Genomic DNA, 20496 nt, shown 5'->3' with positions numbered 1-20496 from the left:
TTTAAAAAATCCTCAAATAAACATTAAAGCTGATCCTGAGCCTTAAAGTTCCCACTATTGGAAGCTAGTGCTAATTTCTCGCAATTTGGTCTCACTTTATTTCTTCTCAACTATCAAAATCCCAAGGATCCCGTCGTGTACATTCCGCCAAAACTCAAAGTTGATCCGCATAGGACAAAAGACGACTTGGGTGACTTGATTGGTTTCCCACCAAGACTAATCCGGATTTTTATCCCAAGCAACTACGCCATTTGGTTCCAAAACCTCGCTCTAGAATGGATGACGTGTTTAATTCCCCCGCTCGACGTGGATTCGTATCTCTTGCCAGTGCATCTGTAATTTGGGGTGGGATGTACGTAGCAAGCGATGCGCTAATGCGACAAATTCCTCCCTTTGTCGCTTTAGAACTAAGGGAATTATTAGCTGCAATAGTTCTAATCGCCATTGCAAAAAGGCGTGGCCTGTTGCACGTGCAGCGCGAAGACTATCTTTCGTTCTTTGGAGTTGGCCTCGTGGGATTTACCATCTCTATCGGGTTTCAATTTACTGGAACCCACGATGCCGGTGCGGGCCTTGGATCTCTGGTCACTGCATCCTCACCTATCCTGATCGCAGTGTTGGGCGTGTTGGTGTTAAAAGAACACGTTCCACTATTGCGGTGGATCGCCATTGCAATAGCCTTTGTGGGAGTGATAGTCGTCCTTGGAACCCCCTCTGGAGGTAGCCAAGCGACCAAAGGTATCGTACTTTTATTAATTGCCATGGTTGCCTGGTCGATCTATACGATTTGGAGCCGTCGCCTTCTCGATCGCTACCACGCAATCACGGTCGTTGCCTTAGCGTCGGCAGTCGGAGCAATCACCAGTTTGCCTTTGGCCCTTATATCTGCCGCCAACACCAACTCGCCACTTCCAACGACCCTTTTAGGTTGGGGCGAAGTCGCCTATATCTCCATAATGGGCATGGTCATTGCCTTCTTTCTTTGGGTTTCGGGCTTCAAACACGTTGACGCTTCAAAAGGCGCCGTGATGCTACTGTTCCAGCCATTGACTGGAGTCATCCTGGGAGCAGTAATCCTCGGTGAACATATCAGCCAAGGAACGATCATCGGCGGTCTCCTGATTAGCTTGGGCGTTGCTGGCGCGATCCTTGTGCGAGATAAAAAGGTTGAGCGCCAAGCGTCTCCAACCTTAAATTAAAGACTGAAAGCTCGACCCCTATACTGTGACCAAAGTTATCCCGGCATCCAAGCTAGCGTAGCTTTAACCTGAATCCACAGAAATGGACCAGCTTGAGCCCCTCGGTGTGAATCCAAGTCGGTTTTTAGGATCTGATTTAGGTTTGACGGAGGGTCTATGGCTTAAATCTGGTTTCAGAGTGCCAAATATGACCTATTCCCTTTGTGGTTGAGCCTGTTTGGTCATTTTTGAGATTGTGAAATCTCATTTTGGGTATAGCGACCTAATCCCTTGTCTTCTAGCGCAGTTCCTTCAAGTAATATTCAGTGTGTTAGGTAACCAGATGTTCAGGTGATGGCGATCTCAAACTTTCTGATCCGATCAAGAGCCTCTAAGAACTTATCCTTATAGTGCCAGTGTTCTTCAAGATGCAGTATTACTTTTCTAGCTGAACGAGTGATATGTCCTGCGATCTGAAAGTAACACCGTCGAAGCTTTGGTGTGGTGATAACAGTTTGTGTAATAGCACCTATTCGTGCAGTGAACCGTGCCAGGTTGTGTGCAGTTGCACCGTGCCAGGTTGTGTGCAGTTGCACCGTGCCAGGTTATGTAGTTACACAAATAACTAACCAGACCAGAGCTAACCAGACCAGAGCCAACCAAACGGCATTAGCGTTCATGTATCTAGATGGAACATGATTCCATCTAGAACCTCCTTTGAGATCCTTGATGACTAGTTCGATCTGGGCATGTGCTCGGTGATCAGCCTCAAGGAAAAGCGTTTCGCCTTGTCGATCGGTAATAAATGCGTGATAGTCATAGTCACTAAATAGTGCCAGCTGAGACCCTGGAGTAGGCTTTGTTCTTCCTACGATAAGACGAACGTCTTGTCTATCTCTTGCAAATGCGCGATATTTCCCTGTATTTCCCTGTATTCAACTTCGGCTACATCAGCTCCACCTTCAAGCCAATAAGGAATTGAAGTCCATGTTTCTTCTGGTATGGCTGCAGTAACCTGCTTCAATCGTTTTGACATCCGTGTTGTAATGCAAAAGCGAACATTGCCTTGGCTGGCTGTGTCTCTTACGGCTCTTGAGTAGAACCCAGAGTCAAAACGCATGGTTATTTCACCAGTTGCTCCAGCGGCTCTGGCATTGTTGATTACCTGGGTTACAAACTCCCCGGCACCACGAGCGGTATTGGCATTGCCTTCACGAGTCACTATTCCAAGAATGTCACCTGTTTTACCAACTGCTGCTAGGTGTGGGTGATACCCCCTTAGGTTGGTATAACCAAAGTAAGCTCCTTCTTTTTTGTTTCCATATACCTGACATATCGTGGAATCAACATCAATGGTGAGCGGCTCATCACCTGGACCTGCTCCAGCTAGCCAGGCTCGTTTTAGCAACAAAGCTGCAACTCGTTCAACATCTGCGATGTCACTGGTCTCAAAACTACGCAAGAAGACACCAAACCTAGATGGTGCTGGCATTATCTGACCAAGAATCACTTGTGCATTTGGGCTTTCAAGGATTGCAGTGTCATCAATGCAATCACCACCGGCCAAGATAGATGCGACGATAGCCATAGCTTTTCTGCCAACATTTGCTCGTCCAGGACGATCCTCTAGGTCAATGTGTAAATCAAAGAGATCCCTAAGGCCAAGTCTCTCAGCAAGGGTGATAGGGAGTATTAATCCACTGTTGGAAACTGCGTTCGAATCGTCAAAGGTGACTATCAAACACTCTAAAGCACTAGCAGATGCTCGCATCTAAAAGGTGCTCCTTGAACTGATAGATTTGAAGTGTCTTCAAACATCATTCAACATGTTCAGAGCACCTTTTCTATGTCTAAATCAAAGTCGATCGGCTAAATTTTCGGTGGATCCAGGTTTAGTAGTAAGGAAGTCGGTTGATGTCACCTGGATTCGCAACCTCGACAGGTGCGTGGGACGAGGAGGCACCGGATGTCTTCATCCTGGGTGCGGGGATTTCCTTAGCCGTTGATTTATCATTCCCTGACACTGATACATTGGGAACTAGAGCACTTGACAAAATTAGTCAAGCAAACCGTTTGGGTATTGACCTTTCTATTCGGCCGGAGCAGGTGAACCTCCCCGCCCTTACGGACGGGGCTTCTGGCTCCGTCTGTTTGGTTGGGGTTTCCTAACATCGCTTCCATCACGCCACCTGACTATTCCGATTCTTTGCCAGCACTCCAGTGGTCGTCTGCGGACTTTTACGCTCACTTACTTACTTCCCGGTCTTATCGGCGTATTTGTGCTTTTGGCTTCAGATCAATTGGGTCTTCCAAGTCAGCTTTCCCACCTTTTAGCTGTGGCGGTGATTATCTGCATTGCTGGATTTGCAGCCCGCAGTCAGATGCTTGCTCTATTTGCAGGACTAAGTTTCTTCGTCGGAATCGCACTCTCTAGATGCTCTAGTGAGTTCTTTAGCCGACTCAATATCTGGATACCTCCAGACTCGATCAGTGATATGGCTGCCGGACTAGTTCTCGTTGCTGGAGCGGCACTTCTTTACAAGCGAAGAAGACCGCCGCTTGTTGCAGCTAGTTGTCTAGGTGAGCCAGAAGAAACCAAATACCGCCAGCCAAATTGCCTCGATCAACCTAAAGGTGAATGACCAATGTCAGACTCAACAACTCCAAAATCAGTAATCAACTTATCCGATGCAGTACATCAGCGAAGTCGCCTCGCCATCCTTGCGGTTCTTTATGAACTATCAAGGGCAGACTTTCGCCTCCTTCATCAGTCAACAGGACTGACAGATGGGAATCTCAGCAGACATATCCAGGTGCTTGAGAATGCCGGTCTGGTAATTGTAGAGAAGGGCTATTCCGGGCGCAAACCGCAGACCATGGTGGAAATAAGCCCAGAAGGCATCCGAGCATTAGAGGCCGAAGTGGAGGTTCTGAAAGACTTGATCTCCGGAGTCAGCAAACAAGCAACCAAACCGATCAAGAAAAAGAAGAAAAGCCTCCAACGCTCCATCTAAACAACTGATCCATAGACCCTGCTTCGTCCAATTGAAGGTTAATCTGAGATAATAGGTGAGCTCTTTCTGAAGTGAGACGGGACCCCATACAGTTAGAACCGTCGCCGGAATATCAAATCCACGGGTAAGACTAATTTAGCTAAAACATACAAAACGACTTAGCAAGGAAGGTATTGATGCGAAGAGAGCCAGGGACTGCACTATTGCTCAGCTTTGGACTGATAATCGCAGCATGCGGTAGCACTTCGGCAGCGTCCCCGAATCCATCTACCTCTACCACTGCCGTCATAAAGCATGAAAGCACCCTTCAAATATCGGCCAACAAGTCTTCGTCGATCGTGGCTGGGAAGAACGTTCCACAGCAGGTAAATGATGCTTTCTATCTCTCTAAATCGATTGTTTACGTGTCACAGCAGAATGGTTCGGGTCCCACCTCATCTATTTTGCTGAGCAAAAATGGAGGTACCAGCTGGAAAGACCTTTCATCTGTACCAGGTACAGTTTCTTCAATCGATTTCGTCACTAATAAAATCGGCTATCTCGTTTCACGTCCGGTCAATGGAGGAGCGAATAACTATATTTACTCAACCACAAATGGTGGCAACTCCTGGAATCAGATATTTGCCGGTTCGATTTCAACAATAAAGTTTCTATCTCCAACTACCGGATTCGCCATGCTTCGCACTCCCAGTTCTAGCTCCCAGCCATACTCAGCTGGAATCTACAAGACCGTAAATGGTGGCATAAGTTGGTCACTCATTCCATCCCCGCTCTATTCCGCAGCTACATACGGATCGTTTAGTTTTAGTTCACCTAGTGATGGATGGCTACTGGTTGGAATCCAACCCTCAGCAGGCTCAGAGAATAAGTATCTGTACAAAACGACAGATGGGGGATCAAGCTGGAGCCTGGCGGCTCAATCTAAATTCTCTAGTAGTCAGACCCTAGTTACTAGCGGAGTGATGCCTGCCACTGGCTATGTGACGCAGCTTCAATTCATCTCACCCCAACTGGGCTTTATGGCACTTGCACGCTCCGGCATGTATGCCACCGACAATGGTGGGCTGACTTGGAACCTTATGAGCAAAACTCCAATGAGTGCTCACTCTCTACGCAATGTGGTGGGCTTTTCCGCCTGGAGCCGAACAGACTTTTCGTTTGTAACAGCAAATTCCAATTCATACTTATCAAGTTTCGTAAGCAAGAGCCATTTTGGAATCAGATTCGCGGAGTAGCGGATGTGGAGACGCAAACACACATGTATTGAGAAGTCGCTCTACCAAGGACATTTCAAAGTGCCTTCGGTTGAATCGGTATGCGAATTCCTCGAGGCATAAGTTGCTTATGTTCCTCACGTCCGTGGTATGTTCCGTCGATAAATTTCTTGCAGTTCCCTATCAGGATGTTGAGCCATTTGAATGTTACATGTGCTTGTTCGTCTTTGGATAGAGTGATCGAATGCGCTAGTCCAAGGTCTTTCAGCACATACCCCGTAACTTGGGTTACCATCACTTATCAGCTTGGTATCGGAATCTAAACGTCTCACAAAAACATCTTTGGGTGATTTAGCAGTGGTATCTTTGATTACTTCCATGAAGCAATGAGTAGGAGCACCATTGCTAATCGACACTCCAATTAGGACATTGGTTTGTTTTGTTCCCTTTCCTCTTCTGCCTTCGCCATGGCTCTCACCACCTAAAAAGAACTCATCTACCTGGACGTTTCCTCCAAGTTTATATAAACCATTTCGGTCAGCCATTGCTTTTCGTAGCTTATTTAGCATCAACCAGCCAGTCGAATAAGATACTTGAACGAATTTAGCAATGGTAGTAGCCGAAAGACCACGCTTGTCGTTGGACAATAGATAGATAGCGGAGAACCACTTGGATAAAGAGATATGGCTTCGATGGAAGATGGTTCCGGAGGTAACGCTAGTTTGACGGTGACAAGATTTACATTGAAAAAGTGGAGCTCGAGATGCTGCATTTCTTCGATGGTTTGGCCTGATTAAGGTAAACTGGTCAGAGTCACACTTTGGGCATCTAAATCCCTCATAGCAATAGCAATTTGATCAAATGATCTTCACATGCTTCCTCTGAAGCGAAGCGTACCATAAAGCCTGAGATATCCACCATGCCACCTTAGTAGAACATCTGTTCTACTAAGGATTAGCTCCAATCTGGTCTCGGTGAAGGCGAAACTTACGAAATTTGATAAGTATGTTCCAATTTCTGGCAGACCAATTCTTCAGGACGGATGACACTTGTCTATCCTCCCTATAGCGCGCAAAGCATCTTCGAAGGTGCAACCGGATTGTACGCGCTATCGCCTAGTCAGGGGATTTCAACAATAGGTAACACCAGCTCAGTGCAGAGACTTGGCAATGCTCCTACCGGAATTACGGAAATTGACCCCCTTAGAAAAAAGCTTTTGGCACTTGGAACTAGTGGCCTCTATCAGAGTACCAGTGGCACGAACTGGAGACGGATTCCACTTCCCAAGGGATGGTCTTTGCTTCAAGGGAAGTTTGTCAATTCCAGTTTGGGCTTTGTCGTTGCCAACAATAATGGTCCGGCCGGTTCAGCGGCAATTGACCGGACAACTAATGCGGGCACTAGCTGGAATAAAGTGAGTACTCCTTTTAGACCACTGGTTGTCGATCCAATTTCTAAAAACGATCTGTGGGTATTGGGAGGAACCAAGGTTCCTGCTACCAATAATCCGACAAAGAACGTCTACCAAATGGAGTGGAACCTCTATAACTCAACCAACGGAGGAAAATCTTGGAATGAATTTGTCACAAATTGGCAAACCATTGGTGGGATTGATTTCCTGAGCACTCAAGACGGTTACGTATGGGCCGGTAATTATCTCTATCACACTTCTAATGGTGGACATTCATTTGTTCGCTACACCCTGCCGTCCACTTTGGCAAACCAGGGCATATTATCGATGGCATTTGCGCCGGGCAAGAACGGCTGGGCTCTAGGTAATTCCCAATATCCGATATATCGAACTTCCAACAGTGGGGGGCTTGGGGACTTATCCTATGACATTTGAACCAATTGCAGACCGAACTTTGCAGTCTCACCGGGGATTCAATGGGATTGTAACGAGTGCTTAGAGAGTGGGGGAAATGGGGCTATTCTGCGATGAGATGAAAAGGGCCTGTTGCGGTGCCAGTGAATAGAAAAATATGGCCATTGAAACTTTATTTTCTGCTGCTATTAGTTCCAGGTGTTATGGTTTCTGACTGTGGAAATACGGCTGCCTCCAGTAAAGCAGGATTACCCAGCAGAAGTGCGGTTTCAAATACTTTATATGTCCAAAAGGTTGCCTTGGGAAACCTTTCAATATCACCCATTCAAAAAGGTAATGCAAACGCAAAGTCGAATATATCCTGGAGCGAGTCAGAGTCAATATTTAAAGCAGCTTCGGCTGTCCAGGGTAGCCATCAGATTGCCATCTTGGGATATGGGTTAGCGACGATCCGCTCTATGACACTGCCTCATGGGTTACCTGCAATTGCTGGTACGCCCGCTTGGATAGGTATTGCCTGGGGAGGTACAACTGGCTGTCCAGCTCAGAGCGTTTCCTCTCAGAAAGCAAGCCCAAATACGGAAATAGACCAGATATATACTGCAGTGATTATTAATGGTAATTCAAAGAGCAATTCGGTGGTTTATAAGAATCAAGGTCCGCTTCCCTGCGCAGGCAAGGTTGTAGGGCCAACTATTGAGCCCCTTAGCGTGGTGGAGTCAGTTAATTGGCAGGAACTGAGCGGCTCTACTAGTCGAAAGCTTTCCATTAGGTATGACTCAAGCTCCTGTGAGAAGCTGTTTTCGGCCGCTGCTAATGGCAATATGAAGACTGGAAACTTTCAAGTTTCGATAGAGGTCGCCAAGCCAATAAACGTTTCAGGTTGTATTGCTGATCAGAAAACGACTGAAGTTAGATTATTTCCCGCGGGCCAACGTGGAATAGGTGACTTTCCTTCTAGTACACAGGTATCTCATGCTCCGGTTGGACTAATAAGCGTGTTGCGAGTCTCCAAGGTCTATGGAAGTTGACCCACATGGCGTTCAATTGTTGTAATGCCAGTGAACCTAATATGTCGAATTTTTTACGGAATGAAGTCGAGCCTCTCTGGCAGTGACACATGGAATGGTTCGGTAAATATTATGGGGAAAACATTCTAAAAGGGGCTTCTCGCAAAAGCGTAGCAAAGTGAAACTCTTGCTATTTCGGTTGACATCTTGAAGCAACCTATTTGATGAAAATGCTCAGTATTTTCTGAAGGGCTATCGATGAAACGACACCTCTAATTTTTATGCGTTTTAGAACTGCAAAGGTGTGGTCACATTAGAGTCTTTGAATTTCTCCCCTATTCCAGCCCCAATGCCACCTTCACAAAGGCAATTTCGCATCAACTTCTGATAATCCTGCATACATGTTCAAAAGAGATATTCACAAAGCAGTCAACACCAATAAAGAATTTGCCGAGGCGCTCATACTTGCGCGACCGGCCTACATCTCAGAAATTGAACAAGGCGCAGCAATTGCCGAACCAGCTTTTGAAGCCGCCGCCACTGCATATACCGATCAAGCTCTAACCACATGTGCCATTGCCCAGCTCAGATTCAACCTACGCTGTTAGATGGCCCTAAAAGTTGTAACCTTTTCGAAAATGTTACGGACGCTAATCCGTCACGGTTCGTAAATCTATGAGAACTGCAACCGTCACACCCGCCATATGTAATTTCTCTCATTCATTGGAGGATTCAGTGTGTACAATGTGTATACTTGTATTCATGAGTCAGCCTATAACAGCTCGCCTAGACGAAGATGTTGTCCAAGCCATCGACAATGCCGTGGCTTGTGGGGTCGCTCCTAACCGAGGTGCGATAATATCTCGAGCTGTACGGGAATGGCTGAGCCATCACTCTGAAGAGGCAATAAAGGATTCGTACCGGAAGCGCTACGAGGCTATAGACCCTGACGAGCAGGAACTGATCGCAAAGTTGGGGATAAGTTCGGCAACGATAGCGATTGAAAGCAATAAGTGATCTTCAGAGGGGAAATCTGGGATGCCGAAATACCCGGAGTGGGTAGGCACCCAGTTGTTATTGCAACTAGAGATACCGCAGTTCCTCTCCTTACCAACCTAGTTTGCGTGCTGGTGACCTCGAAATACCGAGGCCATGTCGCTGAAGTTGAGGTTGGTCGCGAAGAAGGACTTTCTCACACATCAGCGACAAACTGCGACAATATCTTCACATTACCAAAGACCATGCTGACAAGAAGACGTGGATGCCTCGGACCTGTGGCTTTAGAAGCCTTCAACTCTGCTCTAGAGATTGCGCTGGGTTTAGGCAACTAGCCCTAGATTTCCGCACCGGATTTCGTAGGCGACCCGATACCCGCTTTCGTGCCATGAGAGTTGAGCACGATAAACCAACACCTACCAGCGCAATAATGTTTAGGGAATCGGCGAACAATAGGACTCAGCTGAAGGCGGTTTTCGTCCAGTGCAGTCCGCCATCATTGGTCCTCCATATGGAGTGGGGGCCACTGATCCATCTACCGACCAGTGAAGTCTCGACTCCCAGCCAAGCCGGAATACCCATTTGAGTGATCTGCTGCGTATCGGTGGCTGCGGTAGTCCAATTTTGGCCTACGTCAGTCGAAACCAGGAGTCGGGCCGTGAAAGTTCCACTGCCCCCGGTTGAACCAGTGGAGACGACAATGACAGAGGGACTTACCATAGCAATCTGGGTCAGATCCTGCGTCTTCGGCAGAATTCCGGCAATATTCCAGGATTGGCCGTCATTGGCAGAGCTGACTACGAAAGTGGCGAACCCGCTATGTGGACTGCATAGGCCGGCAAAGTGGCCTTGCGGTGCTGCGGCCAGATCAATCAGGTCCTCCTCTTGCCCTTTGCCGCTAGGGCCAAGACCAGAACATGGATCGTTCATAGGCTGCCATGAAACACCGTTGTCGGTTGAGCGGTAGACAACAGCCTGCGCCAATACCGGTCCCGCGGAGCTGCCATATAGGGCAACGAGTATGGCTGAACCAGAGCTGACGATCTGCGCTGTGGCGCTGCGGTCCGGGCTGGTGAGCTGGCTTATCAGTGTCTTCCAAGAGGTGGAACCAGGCTCTGACTCTTGCAAGGTTGGCGCGCACGGACCTGGACACCCCGTCTGGCTGTAAGCGATTCGGTACGCCCTGCCACTCGATACCTTCAACGTCTCCACATTCAGGCCGTGCTGCACTTGCCAGGTATGACCTCCATCGGTGGTCATTAATAGTCCAGGCCCAAACAGGTACCCGATTTTTGAACTCGCGAAACGTACATGGCTTACGCAGACTGCTTTGGAACAATTGACTGGACCGCCCTGGACCAGGGCAGGTGGATCCGGTAGCGGCTGCCAATGCGCCCCACCGTCGGTGGTGTGCTCGAGGCGGACGCACAAACCTGTGACACATGGCTGGGAGGCCATCGCCCAACCCTCGGTTCTACTTATCCAGCTCAAGTCCTGTAGAGATGCACCATTGAGGCCCTGCGTCCCCGTGGTTGAGAATGACAACGGAGACGTAGCCATCGGTGGTGGGCTAGGAGGAACTCCTGCGCCCTCCTTGATCACCATGCCAACCAAGACGCACTGATCCTGACACGTCGATTTCGACTGTGCGCCACCCACCGACGGTTGCGCGATGAATAGCCCCGATGCACCTCCACTGCTTGCGGTATACAGGTAGATAAAGCCACTACACGTATTCGAGTTGGTGGCCGATGCTGCACTTGCGCACTGGTAGACCATGACAGTGGCATCATGGGGGAACCCGGATATGCCTACCTGCAGCTGCTGACCGCCGACAAGACCGGTGTCCGGAGAGACACTCAGACTGAGCCCAGAAGACGCAGTTCTGCTGGTCGTGGTCGCCACAGACTCACCAGCAGGCGTATTCCCACTGGTGGTGCCACAACTGGCGGCCAGCAGTGCCTAGCCGACAGCGAGGAGTCTCATCCGGTGGGTACCAGACAGACGATACCCCAAAATCAGAATCTGCAATTTTTCCACCTGCCAGCTCCACTTTTGGAAATATGTGACGCCCTGAACTTTCCACAACTTTGAATGAAACGGGCCATGGCCAAAATCATATATCTAATACACTGTGCTCTTCCATTACGTCTTCGAATGCTACGTACAATTAGTATTCATCGTGGAACTGAGGTATCTCCTGGGCTAGGTCGCTTCAGCATCCTGTGTCGACATTTGTCTTAGGACATTTTGGATAAGCACCTCATTCTGGCCCCTCGATCGAAAAAGATAGCTAAGGGTCGCATTCCACACATTTGCCGTCGAATCGAGGATGGACCTTGAGATAACAAGAGGATCATTCCAAAGCTGAGAACCCAATCACAGGTGATCAGTGATTGCCAAAATGCACTCTGAGATATTTCTATTACATATTAAGATCCTATGACTACAACAAGTCCTAATGGACTGTGGATTTGTGGACCAAGAATATTACAGGTAGTCAAATTTGTAACTTTCGCCTACCGAGTTGAAATCGGCGACTCTTGGTCAACAAGACCCACAGCCCGTAGCTACTACTAAATCAACAAAAAGTTCTTCCTTTCCTAATCATCAAGATGCTGCCGTAGCATTAGCCCCACGTCCTAGAACCAACAATCCAATTAATTCGAAGACCAATACTTATGGATCATGACCGTTTGGGCCAAAGACTATAACTATGAAGCCATAGAGCCTCGAGTTGATCCATGGATATACGACAACCAGTGCCTTGCCTAAGTCCTAACGCCTAAATGGATAAGTTTTCCAAGCAATCCAATTCAACCAGTCAAGATTTAACCCAGTGGCAAATGTCAGTTATCGCAGTGGACTTTGACCCAAGAGAATTCAAAAATCTACAACCAGCGATATCTCAATCTGCTCAAACGCACTACCATGAATGGGTGGGGTGGGTCAAAAATAGGTTGCTGGCAACAGTCGTCGGCAAACCTCGAGACGATCATGTCGCTCCGTGCATGCTTGTATCTCCACTGTCGGACCCAGCGGTCAAAGACACAATGAAGGTACACGTTAGCGAGCATGGTGAAACCGATGCCCCTTGTGCTGATCCTTCGGTCGTCTTTGTGCACTTCGCATCCTCGATGACTCCTGCGGCCAACCATTTGTCGATCAGTCGCAGGATTCTTTTATCCGCAATGCGATGCTCGAGAAACTTCCTCAACCACGTTCGATCCAACTTGGAGAAGAAGTCGCTGATATAAGCGTCGAGTATCCAGTTCACCTTTTTCTCTAAGATCCCGACCGCCAGCGCATCAAGCGCATCGTGGGGGCTACGTCCTGGTCGGAACCCGTAGGAGAATCCGAGAAAGTCTTCTCGTATATAGCGTTCAACACCTCCACCACCCAACGTTGGATGATTTTGTCCTCCAGCGTTGCGATACCGAGTGGGCGTTGTCGTCCATCTGGTTTTGGTATGTATACCCTACGAGAAGGGCTTGCCCGATAGGCACCGTTGTGGACCCTTTGAAGAAGATCTTCGAGGTTCTCCCTCAGATTCTCTTCGTAGGAGTGCCATGTCACGTTATCGATTTCATGGCGCAGCCTTCGGGTTAATCGCTAAATAGGCGGCCTTCAGGCGGTCTGAGTCGATGTGGTGCAATAAGTGCTGTGAACTTTGCTTGCTTGTCCTTTCTTGCTACTTCGCGCACACGATCCAGCCCGTTTGACACACCTTGTCCGCAAGTGGGTCCGGTTCTGAGTCCGGGGCGTGTTAGGTCGGTCGTGTTCCCCTTGGCCAACCCCCTTTCCTCCACTACCTCCTTTCCTCCACTACCTCCGCTACCGGTCCCCCGGTTTTGTTCGACAGCTTCGTAGGTAATATGGGGTTGTCTGACTTCCCGCGCTCGTTCATCTCAGGCGTACGACCTTAGCCTTTCCTGAGCGGCCCACTGGGTGATCAACCCGACTGGCGAGCGCGGGATCTCCCGGTTCTCGCGCATGGAGGTTCCGTAGGTGCCATGGTTCTCTGACCGCGCGGGGCCCACAAGCAACTTGCGATAGCGCTAGCGGTGGTGTTGCCTTCCGCTTCCATAGACAGCGTCGGCACCTCGAATTCTCTGATTACGCGCCTCAATAGCCTGGCCTGCACGTGCCCCTGTCAACGCTTCGCCTGCGTCCTCGCGGACGCCGACGCATGACTCGGGGTCATCGTGGTTCGCTAGACCTTCGATGTAGAGCTCTTTCATCTCTTCCTCCATACCGGTTTATCCCGGCGCACCTACGGATCAGAACGCCAGGGGTTCGAATCCCTCCGAACTCGCTACATATGTCCAGCTAAAAGCCTATTTCTAGGGGAGCCCGTCAATCTTTGACTTTCGTTTGGTCGGTAGTTGTGAGTTTTTTCTAATGTAAGAGTTCGGTACCTCTGTTACACATTGGCCTTACCACCTGTTTTACACTTTCCAGATCGGCTTTGGTAGCTGGGCGACACTGGCTCCGATACCTGTGTTACAGTTTTTTCTTTGAAAATTGGCGACGCAATCACTTGGATTGCCTAATACTTGGCCATCGAGGAGGTCGCCATGTTGGTGGAGCTAGCTGTGACAATGAGCGTCGGCGCATGTTCGGAAATTCGTATAGTTGATGGTGGCAAAGTATTAGGTAAGAGTGCGGACAAGCGGTGCCTGACCATAGTTTGCAGTCCAACCTGGTTCTAGACAGAACTTGCCGCTTACCGCGTAAATGCTCTCAGGTGCACCAGGTGAGTGGTGTCGGGGAATTCTCGTTGAAAAGCTACATGCTGTAATTTCGCCAAAAAGAACTGCAAACGTGCACCTTTTGACTGCCAGTTATAAGTTACAGGGCTTTTACCAGGAACGATTCGAGTGTACTTTCGTGCAATACCTATCGTGACCTACTATTAGCGTACAAGGATAATATTTTCCCAACTACCGACCAAATTTATCGGTCATAGTGTTTTGACCAAGTTAGTAACCGCTTGGTTCCATCGTCTGCTCTCTCAAACGTTAGTCTTAGTACAACACTCGCGGACGCTGACCATGATCCACTTCGGTCGCCTTCAAGTTTATGCACCCGGACGGAAGGGTGTTTCTCGTTTTCGTCGAGAAGGCGTAATGCTTTTAGGAAAGTTTTGCGATCGGAGGGGGTAAAATCCCGAGACGCGAACGTCAGGAGGAAGGTTTCTGTAAATTCGAGAGATTGATATTCGTGGAGCACTTCCTCAGCTACCTAGAGATTCCAGGTCCTCTTCGCTAAGTCTCTTGACGCGGCCCTCTTTGGAATCTCGATGTGCCCTCTCCATGAGTTCACGGTGATCAGGAGTGTACGCCCAAGCATCTTCTAACCTTAGGTAAACGACTCGTCGTAAGACAAGGGCTTCTTGCTCCATGTCCACCTCGATCTCGAGCTCCGTGCCCTCGGTCAGTCCAAGCTGCTTTCTTACAGATGCTGGTACCGTCAGTCTTCCCGATCCATGTACAGTTACAGTTTCCATAACCTCGAGTGTACCTTATTGCCAGAATGGCAGTAATACAATTCGGCATAATGGTGATTAGCCAGGTAAGTCCAAGCCAAAGCAATACGAGTTTACCTTCACGACATGGGTGGAGTCGTCGGCTTGATAACTTGGCAATCCAAGGTTCAAGTTATGATCTTGAACCAGCAACATTACAAATTCAGGATGCCTCAGGGAAAGAAAGAAACGGATGAAGCTAGGTCCTATTTAAAGTAGCTTTAATAATAAGGAAGTCGGTTGGTGTCACCTGGATTCGCAACCTTGACAGGTGCGTGGGACGAGGAGGCACCGGATGTCTTCATCCTGGGTGCGGGGATTTCCATAGCCGCTGATTTATCATTCCCTGACACTGATACGTTGGGAACTAGAGCGCTTGACAAAATTCACCATGCAAACCGTTTGGGTATTGACCTTTCTATTCTGCCGGAGCAGTTCAGACACGGCCTGTTTGGGGTATGGCTGGCTCAGATTGCGGAAGATCAACCGTCCTTCTCAAGAGGGAAAAACAGCGCCGAGTCGAGCAAATATAGTCAACCCGTGAGATAATCCGGTCCTTCTGGAATGTCGACTGCATGCTCTTGCAGCACGGCGAGCGGCACGATGTCCAGGACGCGCTCGTGGGTGGATGCGAGTACCACGTAGGCCGCAGCACCATCGTGGTGGGCCCGGAACCAGTTTGCCGCGGTTACGCACCAGCGGTCTCCGGGAATCAAGCCCGGGAAGCGATACTGCGGAGCTGGAGTGACGAGATCGTTGCCGATATTGCGCTGATGTTCGAGGAAGTCGGCTGTTACCACGGCACAGATAGTGTGGCTACCCAGATCTTCAGGTCCGGTGGAACAGCATCCATTCCGGTAGAAGCCGGTGAGCGGATCGGTGCCGCACGGCTCCAGTTCACCACCCAACACGTTGAATTCGCCCATCCATGAAGTATAACACAACAGACTCGGCGCACCTTGGTGCTTCGAAGCTTTTGGTGGCCGCAAGTGAGTTATCAACCCATCGATAGTGACCATACGCCGACACCCGAGCCCAGAAACCAGACGTGTCCTAACCCGTCAATGACTGTAAACAACGACGACGCCCATGGGGCCTTGACCTTCCTGTTGCCAGCAACATTAAATTGACCCAGGATCAGCAACATTAAATTGACCCACCCTCCAGTAAGACTTGTCTGTGGAACATTCAAAACCACGGAGGAGTCATCAAATGCTGAAGGGCAGGACATTAATGAATTTAATTGAATTAAGATCACAAGGACACAGCTATCACAAAATAATTATGTATTTTCTTATACTGGTGTCAATCGGAAAGAGTAAAAACGGCTTCTGGACTGGAGCCCGAGAGGAGATTCGAACTCCTGACATGCTCATTACGAGTGAGGTCTATATCAGATCAGAAGAAACCTTAAATTACAAAAACGCATGTCATAGGCGGTGTCCCAACTACATATGGACAACCAAGAACGCTATTGTTTACAAAAATTATGTACTGATTTATGTAGTGCTGATTTTTACGGGAATAATAAAGGCCCTCTTCACCCTTGATCGGGAGCTCCCCCGATCTTCCTGGACTCATTGAAACCTCCGTCGACCACTTGAGTAGGTCATCGGCACTCCAAAGCAGCGGGCTACTGTAAGTCAGAGGTGGGCTTTCCGTAAATGGGCTTCAATGTTTTCCGTAATTCTTTCCTGGTACTTGTGTGCTACATCTTAAAGGAAAACTACGCGTTTGTTTGCTACAGACACTAGTGCGTGCATGAGTGCGATATGCATCCGTATTCGCGCAACAAGGTCGCCACCTGTAATGGAGCCTAAGACCTGACTCTCACCGAGAATCTGCGGAATTATAACCTTATTTCATCCAGTCGTTTCGATGCAATACCCTCCAAGATTGCGGTTTCCAGCTTTGCCAAAGACATTGATATTCTTTCGCTTAGACCCGTGAGGCTTCCTAAAGCCGCTGATCTTGATAACGCGTACCCTACTTGCTTCCACCCGCGACCAACGCGAAACACTTACCTGCGAGTGTGCACTCCCAAACCCTATGAATCCCTGGGAGAGTTCGCCAGGCTGCCCGCAATCATGCTGATGCTTTCGTTGACCCCTCGACTTCTAACGATCCCAAATGGATGCTTATATTGAAGTCAATCCCAAGTTTCTCTGAAAGTCGTCTGAGCATATCTATACTCGGGTTGTGTTCTCCTTCTTCAAGTCTCGCAATAGCAGGTTGGTGCATCCCGAGCCTTCTACCCAACTCCGTCTGAGAAATGCCATGCTCCACGCGGTACTCGATTACTCGAACCGCCACGGCACGCGCCAAGGCAGTACGTTCCCACTCCTCCTGAAACTCGGGATCCTTGAGAAGACCCTCTAAGACCTCCTTGCCAGTCTTTGTTCCTTTTGGTGTCCTATCCATCATTCTCCGTACTCCTTAAACCCGCTAAGACGCTCCTCAGCCAACCTAACACTCCGTCGGAAACCTTTCGGACTCACCGAGGCCTCCGGTCCAACCGCTCCGATTGCAAACAGCTCAGGCCCTACGCGTCGGTAAAAAACCCGCCAACGGCTTCTCCCTCCTCTTGGTCGGAGCTCTCTCAGGCCGTCAGTTTCCGAATTGAACTCTGATGGGGGAAGGGTAGTCCACTACCCATTGTCTCTAATTTCACTTGAGCATCTGCAATCGCTCTTTTCTCACTGACCGGCAGCGTTTCGAATTCGGCTACCGCTTCTTTGCACCACAGCGTTTCTGCCATACTCTCCCACTGAGTTTTTGCCTAAGATATTGCTAAACATAACAACTTTATTATATTCTAAGTACTCTCGTATACTTCCTGACCCGCTCAGCTTCCTACGCAAGTTTGGAATCTCTGCCAATGCTTTCTCTCTGCCCACAGAAAGACCGCTAAGATCTACTTGATCCGCTCCAGAAAACCTAGGCATTTCTAGGTATCCTTTTATTTTCGCTCTCCAGCCGCTGAGTCTCCCCCGTTCACACCGTGTGCTCGGGACTATGCGAGTCGGTGGCATCGAAAACATTACCACCTTCCACAACGGGCTTGCGCCTTCGTGGTTTGCTTGGAGTCCTGCCGTGAGCGGTAGCTCTGTCTTCGATACACGCACCCTGGACACCGTTGCCGGTGATCCCCTGAAGGACGATACGTGCTCCAACTCGGCTTTCCTTTCGGCTACGGAACCTCTCGTTCTGGATCACCTTCACCTCGGTGTAGGCGGTGAAGACACTGATCTGTCGATCAGTGAGTCTGGATTTGAGGTTCGTGGCGGCTACGTGGTCTGCATCACCCTGCCAGTTGCAATCCCAATATGGATTGCGCCAGTGAAACGTGTCCCCCTGGCGGTTGTCCGATGAGACATACCCCCAGGTCGGTTCGGGACACGTTTGGCTGGTGTAGGCCGCGTTTACCGTTTTGGCATCGACACCGCCGATGCTCGTATGCACCACCATACGACCTTCGTTCTCGGATCGCATCCATGTGGAACATATCCGAGACATCTTCTTTGACTTGGCCTTGCCGCGCAAGTACGAGAGGTCTTCAGTAGCGAGGAGGCGCGGGCGCTGTGTTGGGTCTTGGGGAACCTTACCCCTCGCCCTGGTCCGGTTGCCTTTTCCGTAGATAACCTCTTTTGTCGCCTGACCCGACAGCGTGCGTACGCTGGCCTGGGCACGTTCACGTCGACGAGCCTGCTTCTTGTGGCCGAGGTTGTTCCTCGCTATCCTGGGGGCCTTCTTCGATTTGGTGTTTACCTTGCGAAGAGACCTGGTCCTCGCATGTGCTTTGCCTCGGACCTTGCCTGTTGCGTTGTTCTTTTCACTGAACTCTTCAAGGATCTCACCGAGGCTGATCCCGTGCTTGTGTCCTTTTGAGTCCGTGCACACCTCGGTAACACCCCAGTCGATGGCATCAATTGGTCCGGTCGCCTTCTCCGGGGCCTTGATGCCATAGACAACATGGACCGTTGCGCACTTCGATCCCTTTTCCGCCACGAGACGGATGTCGCCCGACACGCGTGAGACCCCAACAAGTGAAAGTGCGATCCGTGCATTGGTCTTGGCTCCGATGATCTTCACGTACTGCGAAAGATGGGGCTGCCTGCACCTGCGGTCTTCGGGGTTACAGGTATGGTTCTTGGGAATTGCCATCGTGGTGAATGTCGCGTACAGGGTTTCTGCCAGAGCCATCGACCGCATCGCGTGTGCCCTCGGGTTCTTGTGCTTGGAGAGTGCCTTACGCAGTACCCGATGCAAGTAACGCACAACCTGGGCGCGTTCCTTTCCTCCTAAGCCGACAAGTACCTTCAAATTGATAGCAGGAACTCTACCTTGTGTGATTTCTCCGATCCATGCGTAACGAGTGAGACAGGTATAGGCAAAATGTTGCTGCATCTCGTTGTCTCTATAGTGCTTATGGATCTTGGCCTTCACGTTTTCTATGGCCAGGACTGACTCGATGTGGCGCACCCAGGTGTCCACAGCGTCGAAGGCTGCCTGGTCTACCAAGTGGACGTTGACGTCCTGTGGGTAGACGTCCGCCTTCTTCATAGCGTCTCGGAAGTCCCGCTTGGAATCGAGGAAACTCCACATCCCCATAGGAGCCAACTCCACCAAGAAACGATCTTTGGCATCTCTGTAACTGCGGAGCGCCTCGTCTATCTGCGCACGCTTATGTGTGGACAGAGGGAGCGTTCCGAGTCGTACGGTCCTCTTTTTAGCCTGGGGTATGGATTTAGCCTCAATACCATTCAGTTAAGCACCAGCACACAGATACACCGCTCATGGTGAGATCTCCCTGGCTTTCGCTTGGAGTGTTTCCATCACTTTTTGGTTCTTGTTGCTTTTCGACCCGCACAACCTGGCCGAGAAGACGGTTACGATCTCGATGACATGTCTGCTAGGTCTTCTCCAAAGGTGGAATCCTCGCTAGCGTTGATGATAACGACTTCAACTCCGAAATGCTCACAAAGGGACAAGACGAGTTCTGACCCAAAACGAAGCAGTCGATCCTTATGGCTAAGCACAAGCCGACCGACCTCGCCTGAACAGATCCTGGAGATAAGCTGTTTGAGTCCCCGCTTATGGTAGTTGAGTCCTGATCCCACATCGGAGATGACCTCGTAGATCCACCCGTTTGCCGCGCAGAAGGATTCGAGCAGTGCCACCTGGCGCACCAGGTCGTCCTTCTGTTGGTTTGTGGATACCCTGGCATAGGCAATCGTCGCTCTCGCTGATGGTCTCTGGCGTGGAGCGAGGTGGTGCATCTTGGCTAAGTCGTAGCGTCTTCTGCCACCAGCAGTGCGCTCGGCTGGAACTATGCGACCCTCTACTTCCCATCGCCGAAGTGTGTCAGGATGCACGCCAAGCTCTTTTGCTGCTATGGCGATAGGTACCAGTTGTCCCATGACCTAAAGTACAATACATCAGTGCGACACTGATAAGTACTTATGTCTGCCGAACTAGATGCGAACAGCTTCGTGCCCCGTCACAGGATCGAGGCCGGCGCTTACCCGCAGTTTCCAGACGCCCGGTCGTATCTCTTTCTTGTGGCCTGTCACAAAACAATTATGTATTTTTTATGTACTGGTGTCAAGTAAAAAGAGTAAAAATAGTCTCTGGCCTGGAGCCCGAGAGGAGATTCGAACTCCTGACCTGCTCATTACGAGTGAGCTGCTCTGCCGACTGAGCTACCCGGGCATTATCGCCGTATTAATCAT

General features: G+C 49.6%; 23 protein-coding genes, 1 tRNA gene and 1 pseudogene. 12 read left to right on the top strand and 13 right to left on the bottom strand.

Annotation, left to right across the window (positions count from 1 at the left end; translation table 11 throughout):
• Positions 1-284: 284 nt before the first annotated feature.
• Entirely contained in the window at positions 285-1199 is a 915-nt protein-coding gene (locus ACIDITHRIX25_RS82265; protein WP_160291739.1) for a DMT family transporter, read from the top strand.
• Positions 1200-1525: 326 nt separating this feature from the next.
• Here ACIDITHRIX25_RS82265 and ACIDITHRIX25_RS82260 read toward each other — a convergent pair whose 3' ends face one another.
• Positions 1526-1774 (bottom strand): hypothetical protein, encoded by a 249-nt coding sequence (locus ACIDITHRIX25_RS82260; RefSeq protein WP_201731869.1) that lies wholly within the window; start codon positions 1772-1774, stop codon positions 1526-1528.
• 272 nt (positions 1775-2046) lie between these two features.
• Positions 2047-2949, bottom strand: a complete 903-nt coding sequence (locus ACIDITHRIX25_RS82255) for a transposase (RefSeq protein WP_201731868.1) — start codon at positions 2947-2949, stop codon at positions 2047-2049.
• A gap of 143 nt (positions 2950-3092) precedes the next feature.
• Here ACIDITHRIX25_RS82255 and ACIDITHRIX25_RS82250 point away from each other — a divergent pair, with 143 nt between their 5' ends.
• The 4 genes from ACIDITHRIX25_RS82250 to ACIDITHRIX25_RS82235 all read left to right on the top strand — a co-directional run bounded on the left by ACIDITHRIX25_RS82250 (position 3093) and on the right by ACIDITHRIX25_RS82235 (position 5427).
• Complete coding sequence (locus ACIDITHRIX25_RS82250; RefSeq protein ID WP_052607241.1) at positions 3093-3347, top strand: hypothetical protein; 255 nt, start codon at positions 3093-3095, stop codon at positions 3345-3347.
• Between the two features lie 110 nt (positions 3348-3457).
• Complete coding sequence (locus tag ACIDITHRIX25_RS82245) at positions 3458-3820, top strand: hypothetical protein (protein ID WP_052607242.1); 363 nt, start codon at positions 3458-3460, stop codon at positions 3818-3820.
• 3 nt (positions 3821-3823) lie between these two features.
• The gene (locus tag ACIDITHRIX25_RS82240) at positions 3824-4192 is read left to right on the top strand and encodes a winged helix-turn-helix domain-containing protein (protein ID WP_082058896.1); all 369 of its coding nucleotides are present in this window, start codon (positions 3824-3826) and stop codon (positions 4190-4192) included.
• Positions 4193-4368: 176 nt separating this feature from the next.
• Positions 4369-5427 carry a WD40/YVTN/BNR-like repeat-containing protein gene (locus ACIDITHRIX25_RS82235; protein WP_201731867.1) on the top strand — a complete coding sequence of 353 codons (1059 nt, stop codon included), beginning with the start codon at positions 4369-4371 and terminating at the stop codon, positions 5425-5427.
• Positions 5428-5543: 116 nt separating this feature from the next.
• Here the strand turns inward: ACIDITHRIX25_RS82235 and ACIDITHRIX25_RS000000104325 are convergent, their stop codons facing one another.
• Positions 5544-6053, bottom strand: coding sequence for an IS1595 family transposase (locus ACIDITHRIX25_RS000000104325; protein WP_502756224.1), 510 nt, complete (start codon positions 6051-6053; stop codon positions 5544-5546).
• A 395-nt stretch (positions 6054-6448) separates the two neighbouring features.
• Between ACIDITHRIX25_RS000000104325 and ACIDITHRIX25_RS82225 the strand changes: the two genes are divergently transcribed.
• The 5 genes from ACIDITHRIX25_RS82225 to ACIDITHRIX25_RS82205 all read left to right on the top strand — a co-directional run bounded on the left by ACIDITHRIX25_RS82225 (position 6449) and on the right by ACIDITHRIX25_RS82205 (position 9572).
• Positions 6449-7252: a WD40/YVTN/BNR-like repeat-containing protein gene (locus ACIDITHRIX25_RS82225; protein WP_201731866.1), complete on the top strand. Its 804-nt coding sequence runs from the start codon at positions 6449-6451 to the stop codon at positions 7250-7252.
• 143 nt (positions 7253-7395) lie between these two features.
• Positions 7396-8262, top strand: a complete 867-nt coding sequence (locus ACIDITHRIX25_RS82220) for a hypothetical protein (protein WP_152626221.1) — start codon at positions 7396-7398, stop codon at positions 8260-8262.
• 380 nt (positions 8263-8642) lie between these two features.
• The gene (locus ACIDITHRIX25_RS82215) at positions 8643-8849 is read left to right on the top strand and encodes a hypothetical protein (protein WP_052607245.1); all 207 of its coding nucleotides are present in this window, start codon (positions 8643-8645) and stop codon (positions 8847-8849) included.
• 136 nt (positions 8850-8985) lie between these two features.
• Positions 8986-9258, top strand: coding sequence for a ribbon-helix-helix domain-containing protein (locus ACIDITHRIX25_RS82210; RefSeq protein WP_152626222.1), 273 nt, complete (start codon positions 8986-8988; stop codon positions 9256-9258).
• Positions 9255-9572 carry a type II toxin-antitoxin system PemK/MazF family toxin gene (locus ACIDITHRIX25_RS82205; RefSeq protein WP_201731865.1) on the top strand — a complete coding sequence of 106 codons (318 nt, stop codon included), beginning with the start codon at positions 9255-9257 and terminating at the stop codon, positions 9570-9572. Before ACIDITHRIX25_RS82210 ends, ACIDITHRIX25_RS82205 begins: the two co-directional genes overlap by 4 nt.
• Before the next feature lie 124 nt (positions 9573-9696).
• On the opposite strand, the gene ACIDITHRIX25_RS82200 is transcribed toward ACIDITHRIX25_RS82205, so the two are convergent.
• Positions 9697-11142, bottom strand: a complete 1446-nt coding sequence (locus ACIDITHRIX25_RS82200) for a neocarzinostatin apoprotein domain-containing protein (protein ID WP_502756223.1) — start codon at positions 11140-11142, stop codon at positions 9697-9699.
• Here ACIDITHRIX25_RS82200 and ACIDITHRIX25_RS82195 point away from each other — a divergent pair.
• Positions 11029-11331 carry a hypothetical protein gene (locus tag ACIDITHRIX25_RS82195; RefSeq protein ID WP_201731863.1) on the top strand — a complete coding sequence of 101 codons (303 nt, stop codon included), beginning with the start codon at positions 11029-11031 and terminating at the stop codon, positions 11329-11331. The two genes, ACIDITHRIX25_RS82200 and ACIDITHRIX25_RS82195, sit on opposite strands and share 114 nt — an antisense overlap.
• 901 nt (positions 11332-12232) lie before the next feature.
• On the opposite strand, the gene ACIDITHRIX25_RS82190 is transcribed toward ACIDITHRIX25_RS82195, so the two are convergent.
• From ACIDITHRIX25_RS82190 to ACIDITHRIX25_RS82160, 7 genes are all read right to left on the bottom strand, one after another.
• Positions 12233-12514, bottom strand: a complete 282-nt coding sequence (locus tag ACIDITHRIX25_RS82190; RefSeq protein WP_349632174.1) for a hypothetical protein — start codon at positions 12512-12514, stop codon at positions 12233-12235.
• Positions 12515-12522: 8 nt separating this feature from the next.
• A complete protein-coding gene (locus ACIDITHRIX25_RS82185; RefSeq protein ID WP_201732154.1) occupies positions 12523-12813 on the bottom strand; it encodes a hypothetical protein in 291 nt (96 codons plus the stop codon).
• 482 nt (positions 12814-13295) lie between these two features.
• Positions 13296-13478, bottom strand: a complete 183-nt coding sequence (locus tag ACIDITHRIX25_RS82180) for a hypothetical protein (protein ID WP_201731861.1) — start codon at positions 13476-13478, stop codon at positions 13296-13298.
• 995 nt (positions 13479-14473) lie between these two features.
• Positions 14474-14746, bottom strand: coding sequence for an AbrB/MazE/SpoVT family DNA-binding domain-containing protein (locus tag ACIDITHRIX25_RS82175; RefSeq protein WP_052604016.1), 273 nt, complete (start codon positions 14744-14746; stop codon positions 14474-14476).
• A 551-nt stretch (positions 14747-15297) separates the two neighbouring features.
• Positions 15298-15690, bottom strand: a complete 393-nt coding sequence (locus ACIDITHRIX25_RS82170; RefSeq protein ID WP_082058359.1) for a DUF2237 family protein — start codon at positions 15688-15690, stop codon at positions 15298-15300.
• A gap of 1159 nt (positions 15691-16849) precedes the next feature.
• Positions 16850-17188 carry a helix-turn-helix domain-containing protein gene (locus tag ACIDITHRIX25_RS82165; protein WP_052604020.1) on the bottom strand — a complete coding sequence of 113 codons (339 nt, stop codon included), beginning with the start codon at positions 17186-17188 and terminating at the stop codon, positions 16850-16852.
• Positions 17189-17758: 570 nt separating this feature from the next.
• Positions 17759-19285 carry a zinc ribbon domain-containing protein gene (locus ACIDITHRIX25_RS82160; RefSeq protein WP_201731860.1) on the bottom strand — a complete coding sequence of 509 codons (1527 nt, stop codon included), beginning with the start codon at positions 19283-19285 and terminating at the stop codon, positions 17759-17761.
• Here ACIDITHRIX25_RS82160 and ACIDITHRIX25_RS82155 point away from each other — a divergent pair, their 5' ends adjacent.
• Entirely contained in the window at positions 19286-19567 is a 282-nt protein-coding gene (locus tag ACIDITHRIX25_RS82155) for a hypothetical protein (protein WP_201731859.1), read from the top strand. It abuts the gene before it with no gap.
• Here ACIDITHRIX25_RS82155 and ACIDITHRIX25_RS82150 read toward each other — a convergent pair.
• A pseudogene (locus ACIDITHRIX25_RS82150) lies at positions 19559-20184 on the bottom strand (IS607 family transposase). The gene ACIDITHRIX25_RS82155 and the pseudogene ACIDITHRIX25_RS82150 overlap by 9 nt on opposite strands.
• 216 nt (positions 20185-20400) lie before the next feature.
• Positions 20401-20476: transfer RNA gene (locus ACIDITHRIX25_RS82145), tRNA-Thr, on the bottom strand.
• Between the last annotated feature and the right edge of the window lie 20 nt (positions 20477-20496).

It is taken from the genome of Acidithrix sp. C25, from assembly GCF_904848545.2.
The sequence above is the reverse complement of the archived record's forward strand: the minus strand, read 5'-3'. Positions and strand labels throughout refer to the sequence as shown.